This is a genomic window from Arthrobacter sp. I3 (assembly GCF_000520575.1).
Taxonomy (GTDB): Bacteria; Actinomycetota; Actinomycetes; order Actinomycetales; family Micrococcaceae; genus Arthrobacter; species Arthrobacter humicola_A.
Window position 1 is genome coordinate 228,449 of record NZ_KI914927.1, and the last position, 1,052, is coordinate 229,500.

General features: G+C 64.4%; 3 protein-coding genes. All 3 read left to right on the forward strand.

Annotated elements, in window-relative coordinates:
• Positions 1-104 precede the first annotated feature (104 nt).
• The 3 genes from Y706_RS0112465 to Y706_RS0112475 are packed head-to-tail and all read left to right on the forward strand — an operon-like array spanning position 105 to position 969.
• Entirely contained in the window at positions 105-443 is a 339-nt protein-coding gene (locus Y706_RS0112465) for a P-II family nitrogen regulator (RefSeq protein ID WP_028276847.1), read from the forward strand.
• Positions 444-457: 14 nt separating this feature from the next.
• Positions 458-634, forward strand: a complete 177-nt coding sequence (locus Y706_RS28835) for a hypothetical protein (RefSeq protein ID WP_156945130.1) — start codon at positions 458-460, stop codon at positions 632-634.
• Positions 631-969, forward strand: a complete 339-nt coding sequence (locus Y706_RS0112475; protein ID WP_028276847.1) for a P-II family nitrogen regulator — start codon at positions 631-633, stop codon at positions 967-969. Before Y706_RS28835 ends, Y706_RS0112475 begins: the two co-directional genes overlap by 4 nt.
• Positions 970-1,052 lie beyond the last annotated feature (83 nt).

Genomic DNA, 1,052 nt, shown 5'->3' on the forward strand with positions numbered 1-1,052 from the left:
CCGATGGGCGGCGAGCCGCAGGAGGAAGGCACAGCCGCCGAAGTGCCGGTGGACGCCGCGTCCAACGGCAAGCAGAACGCAACGGGCAAGGAAAGTGTGGGGGCATGAAACTGATCACGGCAATCGTCCGACCGGAAAAGCTTGAGGCTATTCGCGAAGGCCTGGAAGCCTACGGTGTGCAGGGCCTCACGGTCAGCGCAGCCAGCGGCTACGGCCGGCAGCGCGGCTACACCGAGGTGTACCGCGGGGCCGAGTACAACGTGGACCTGCTGCCAAAGATCCGGGTGGAAGTCCTGGCCACCGACGAACAGGCGGACGACATCCTGGATGTCATCATCGCCAGTTCCAACACCGGCCGGGCCGGCGACGGCAAAGTATGGACGATGGATGTGTTCGAAGCTGTCAGGGTCCGTACCGGAGAGCGTGGTTCGGCAGCGATCTAGTTGCTCCCCGCTCCATGCCGCTAGAGCCAACAGACACAGCGGCGTGCAGCTTCCAGCCGCTGCACGAACTGATCACGGGCAAGCCGATGGGCGGCGAGCCGCAGGAGGAAGGCACAGCCGCCGAAGTGCCGGTGGACGCCGCGTCCAACGGCAAGCAGAACGCAACGGGCAAGGAAAGTGTGGGGGCATGAAACTGATCACGGCAATCGTCCGACCGGAAAAGCTTGAGGCTATTCGCGAAGGCCTGGAAGCCTACGGTGTGCAGGGCCTCACGGTCAGCGCAGCCAGCGGCTACGGCCGGCAGCGCGGCTACACCGAGGTGTACCGCGGGGCCGAGTACAACGTGGACCTGCTGCCAAAGATCCGGGTGGAAGTCCTGGCCACCGACGAACAGGCGGACGACATCCTGGATGTCATCATCGCCAGTTCCAACACCGGCCGGGCCGGCGACGGCAAAGTATGGACGATGGATGTGTTCGAAGCTGTCAGGGTCCGTACCGGAGAGCGTGGTTCGGCAGCGATCTAGTTGCTCCCCGCTCCATGCCGCTAGAGCCAACAGACACAGCGGCGTTGACACGGCACTGACACAGCGGGCCGGATACCTGAGAA